The 4,898-nt window shown below is 70.9% G+C and carries 5 protein-coding genes; 3 read left to right on the top strand and 2 right to left on the bottom strand.

Annotation, left to right across the window (positions count from 1 at the left end; all coding sequences use genetic code 11):
* Together B2284_RS09405 and B2284_RS09400 are read left to right on the top strand one after the other, a co-directional pair.
* A partial coding sequence (locus B2284_RS09405; protein ID WP_286697413.1) for a siderophore-interacting protein occupies positions 1-924 on the top strand: 924 nt, incomplete at its 5' end.
* Positions 925-1,106: 182 nt separating this feature from the next.
* Positions 1,107-1,565: a hypothetical protein gene (locus tag B2284_RS09400; RefSeq protein ID WP_074045677.1), complete on the top strand. Its 459-nt coding sequence runs from the start codon at positions 1,107-1,109 to the stop codon at positions 1,563-1,565.
* Here the strand turns inward: B2284_RS09400 and B2284_RS09395 are convergent.
* Both B2284_RS09395 and B2284_RS09390 read right to left on the bottom strand, forming a co-directional pair.
* Positions 1,503-2,129 (bottom strand): hypothetical protein, encoded by a 627-nt coding sequence (locus tag B2284_RS09395; protein WP_074041014.1) that lies wholly within the window; start codon positions 2,127-2,129, stop codon positions 1,503-1,505. The genes B2284_RS09400 and B2284_RS09395 overlap by 63 nt on opposite strands.
* A 58-nt stretch (positions 2,130-2,187) precedes the next feature.
* A complete protein-coding gene (locus B2284_RS09390; RefSeq protein ID WP_062256347.1) occupies positions 2,188-3,399 on the bottom strand; it encodes an MFS transporter in 1,212 nt (403 codons plus the stop codon).
* Between the two features lie 92 nt (positions 3,400-3,491).
* On the opposite strand from B2284_RS09390, the gene B2284_RS09385 reads away from it, so the two are divergent.
* Positions 3,492-4,898 (top strand): ABC transporter ATP-binding protein (locus B2284_RS09385; RefSeq protein WP_286697412.1); only part of this gene is annotated, 1,407 nt, incomplete at its 3' end.

The raw sequence follows: 4,898 nt of genomic DNA, 5'->3' as shown, positions 1-4,898 counted from the left end.
GCAGCGAGGTGCCCCTGCGGCGCCGAGGAGCCCCGACGAGACGAGGACATCGTGACGAGCACCGAAGCAGCGCCGGCCCGCCCGCGTCGAACGCCCACCCACGTGAGAGTCGAGCGGACCGAGCGGCTGACCCGCGACCTCGTGCGCGTCCACTTCAGCGGGGACGGGCTGCGCGCCCTCGAGCCGAAACCGGTGACGGACGCCTACGTCAAGCTCCTCTTCCCGCCGCGCGGGGCCGACTACGCAGCGCCGTTCGACCCCGAACAGATCCGCGCCGAGCGCCCTCGTGAGGAGTGGCCGGTGACGCGCACCTACACGATCCGGGCGATCGACCACGCGGCCGGAACTTTGGCGATCGACTTCGTCGTGCACGGTGACACCGGCCTCGCAGGGCCGTGGGCGGCTGCGGCGCGAGCGGGCGACGTCATCGGCTTCCTCGGCCCCGGCGGCGCGTGGGCGCCCGAGTCGGAGGCCGCTCATCACCTCTTCGTCGGCGACGAATCGGCCTACCCCGCGATCGCCGCGGCGCTCGACGCGCTGCCGCAGGACGCCGCGTGCACCGTCGTGCTCGAGGTGGCCGACGCGAGCGTGTACCCTCCGGTGCGCGCACTGCCGCACATGAACCTCGTCTGGGTGCACCGGGACGAGACACGCAGCCACGGCGGCGGGCTCGTCGACGTCGTCGCCGCAGCCGACGTGCCGGGCCTGCGCGACGGTGATGCCCCCAACGGGCTGCGCGTGTTCGTGCACGGCAACGCCGAGATGATCAAGGAGATGCGCCGGTTGCTCATCGTCGAGAAGAGCGTCGCTCGCGCGCACGCGTCGATCTCCGGATATTGGCGCCCCGGCCACGACGAGGACGCGTGGCAGTCGAGCAAGCGCGAGTTCGTGCAGCAGATGGAGCAGGAACAAGACCGCGCCTGACCCCCGCGTCTCGCCCACTGCACCCATCGGCGATTTTCGTCCACATTCGTCGAGGCCGCACTGATGGCCGGGCGCTCGCCCCCGCATCACTGATCGCCTCGGCGCGATCGACGCCGAGGTCCGCGACGACAACGACGTCGAACGCGGCGCGCGGTCGCGGCGAAACGCGAGACAATGCCGCGGTGAAGTCCTGGTTGCTCCTGCTGCTCGTCGTCGCTGCTGCGGCCCTCGTCCTGCTGACGCGTCGTTCGGTGCGGACGTCCGTCGTCACGTGGATGGCGGCGCGGGTCGGCCCCGACGCGCGCAGCGGCCGGCGGGCCGCGCTGCTGTGGCACGGTTCGGCGTTCCTCGCCGCCGTCGCAACACTGACGGGCGCCTGGTTCGGTGTGCGCGCCGGGGGAGCGGCGCGCTGGGTCGGGGATGCGGCGGCGATCGCGGTCGTCCTCGGCTACCTGCCGTTCACGTCGCTGGGCGCGCCGAAGATGACGCGGTGGCAGAAGAGCTTCGGGCAGCACCTCGCCGAAGCGGGTGCCGCCCGAAGTGCCGCGACGGCCTGTGCCGACGTCGCGCGTGTGTTCTCAGTGGTCGGTGTGCTCGTCGCTCTCGCGGCGCTCGTCGTCGTCGCCGGCCGCGGGGCGTGAGGTGTTCGCGGACTCGATCTGACCGGCCGGCGCAGACGCCTTCTGCTTCGTGCCGAGCGGGTCGCTGAGCGTCGACTCGAGCGTCTCCTTCGGCAGCGCCTTCTCCTGCAGACGGGCCGTGGACGCCTGGATCTGCTTCGTCACGTACGGCCCGACGAGGCTGATCGCCGCAGCTCCGACAGCCATCCACAGACGCGGGTGGCGCACGCCGCGCTTGAGCAGCATTTTCTCGACGTTCTTGTCGATGCGCAGCGCGAGCCCGGACGTCACGAGGCCCATGCCGGCCGTCGCGGCGGCGGCCAGGTCGCTCATCGACGACGACGTGGCGCGCCCGTCGACGACGTTGATCGCCTTGTTCGAGTCGGCCAGGCGCGAGCTCGCGGGGCGGCGCTCGCCCGCCATCGCCATGCCGACGCTCGTCAGCGTCGACGACATCGCGACGCCGCGTCGCACCCAGCGCGGGAAGCGCGCGGGACGCACCAGCGTCGTGGCGGCCGCCGTCGCGGCGGAGATGGCGGCCTGCGCGGCCGGGGAGTCGAGAGCGGGAAGCGTGAAACGAGGCATGACCTCAGCCTAACGAGAGGCGCTGGCGCGGCACCACCACGTCAGCGACGTCGGCTGGTCACACCTGCGCAGCGCGCGCTTGCGCGCGCCGCAACAAACCGCGCGCCGCGACGGCGAGGACGAGGGCGACGCTCGTCGCCGTGAGCGTGACGGCGAACGCGGCCGTCGCGCCGTGGGCGTCGACGAGGCGTCCGGCGATGCCCGCTCCGCTGGCGTAGCCGAGGCCTGTCGCGCCGGCGAGGAACGTCATGGCCGTCGCGAGGCGCCCGCGATCGGTGATGAGTTCGCCGAGCGTGAACGTCGTGATCATGTACGGCGCGATCGCGAAGCCGAGGATGACGAGCTCACCTGCGAGCCCCCACAGCCCGTCGACGGCGAGCAACGGCAGCGACAGCACCCACATGGCCGTCGCGAAGAGGAGCAGCCGGCGCGCGTGATCCGGGGTGCGGCGCACGCGGCCCAACGCGAGGCCGGCGCTGACGGAACCGATGCCGAGCAGCGCGTGGAACAACCCGGCGCTCTCGGCGTGGCCGGCGGCGCGCGTCATCATCGTCGTACCGGTCTGGATCGAGCCGAACAGGTTGCCGATGAGGAACTGCGCGACGAACAGGACGGTGAACGCGGCGCTCCACACAGGTATACGCGACGAGCCCGTCGGGGCCGGCGTGACCAGTGAGGCGCTGGGGTGACGTGCGAACTGCAGACCGAACCACAGCAGCAGCGCCGAGGCGGCGAGCAGCGGCGCCCACGTCCCGAACAAGGCCGCGAACGCGCCGACGAGCATCGGGCCGACGACGAACGACGCCTCGTCCGCGGCTCCCTCGTAGGAGAATGCGGTCGTGACGAGCCGCCCATCGGCGCCGTGCGATCCGATGATAGGACGCCAGCGCACGCGGGCGAGCTGACCGATCTGCGGCAGCGCGAACCCGGCGAGCGCCGCGACGATGGCCGTCAGCCACCAGGGCGTATCGAAGTAGCGGGTGGCGACGACACCGACGAGGCCCGCCGCGCCGCCGAGGCACTGCACGAGAAGGATGCGCGTCTGGCCGAGCCGGTCGGTGAGGGAACCGAACCAGGGCGAACCGATGGCGTTGCACACCGCCAGCGCTCCCGCGCAGATGCCGGCGTAGGTGTAGGAGTCGGTCGTCGTCGCGACGAGCAGCAGCGTGCCGAGTTGCGACATGGCCAGTGGCAGGCGCGCGATGAACGCGACGACGACGTACCAACGGCCCGTGAGCCCGAACAACCCTGAATACCCGACGTGACTCACCCGCCCATGCTACCGGCGCCGTGAGGGCGCCGAAACCGCCGACAACCGCGACCTGACGGGGTTGTCGGTCCTGGCGCACCTAGGCTGAGCACGTGCTCGTCTCACTCGTGCGTCAGTCGCTGGCGCCCCATGGTCGGTTGCTGCTCGGGCTCGTCGCCGCGCAACTCGTCAGCGTCGCCGCGTCGCTGTATCTGCCGAACCTCAACGCCGACATCGTCGACCACGGCGTCGTACGCGCCGACACCGGTTACATCTGGCGCACCGGCGGCTGGATGCTGCTCGTCAGCGTTGTCCAGGTGTGCGCCGCGATCTGCGCGGCCTGGTTCTCGGCCCGCATCGCGATGAACGCCGGACGCGACATGCGGGCCCGCGTCTTCGGCGCCGTCCAGCGCTTCAGCTCGCGCGAGGTCGCCGAGTTCGGCGCGCCGTCGCTCATCACGCGCTCGACGAACGACGTGCAGCAGGTGCAGATGCTCGTTCTCATGGGCGCCAACCTCATGGTGACGGCGCCGATCATGATGGTGGGCGGCGTCATGATGGCGCTGCACCAGGACGTCGGGTTGTCGTGGCTCATGGTCGTCGCCGTGCCGGTGCTGGCCGTCGCGATCGGTCTCATCGTCTCGCGCATGGTGCCCGGGTTCCGCACGGTTCAGGAGCGGCTCGACGGCGTCAACCGGGTCATGCGCGAGCACCTGTCGGGCATCCGCGTCGTGCGTGCGTTCGTCCGGGAACCGCACGAGTTGCAGCGTTTCGGCGCCGCCAACTCGGCGCTCGCGAACGCGCAGATCCGCGTCGGCAACCTCATGGCCTTCATGTTTCCGACGGTGTTCCTCGTCATGAACCTCTCGACGGTCGCCGTCTGGTGGTTCGGCGGCCACCGCGTCGGTGACGGCGACCTGCAGATCGGCGCGCTGTCGGCGTACATGAGCTATCTCATGCAGATCCTCATGGCCATCATGATGGCCACGTTCATGCTCGTCATGATTCCGCGTGCCGCAGTGGCTGCCGAGCGCATCACGGCGGTACTGGACACGCGCTCGAGCGTGGTCGAGCCTGCGTCACCGATCCTGCCCGACGGTGGGGTGCGCGGCGTCGTCGAACTCGAGCACGCCGAGATGCGCTATCCGGGCGCCGACGAACCTGTCGTGCGCGACCTGTCGTTCACCGCCCGCCCCGGCCAACGCGTCGCGCTCATCGGCTCGACCGGTTCGGGCAAGTCGACGGTGCTCGGCCTCGTCGCGCGACTGTTCGACGTGTCGGCCGGCGCGGTGCGCATCGACGGCGTCGACGTGCGCGAACTCGACCCGCAGGCGCTGTGGGGCAGCATCGGCCTCGTCCCGCAGCACGCCTATCTGTTCTCCGGCACCGTCGCGTCGAACCTTCGCTACGGCAAACCCGACGCCACCGACGACGAGCTGTGGTCCGCGCTCGAGACGGCACAGGCGCGTGACTTCGTCGAGAGAATGGACGGCGGCCTCGACGCCGTCATCGAGCAGGGC

This window comes from Dermacoccus sp. UBA1591 (assembly GCF_002322065.1).
Taxonomy (GTDB): Bacteria; Actinomycetota; Actinomycetes; order Actinomycetales; family Dermatophilaceae; genus Dermacoccus; species Dermacoccus nishinomiyaensis.
This window is presented reverse-complemented; position numbering and strand designations above follow the sequence as displayed.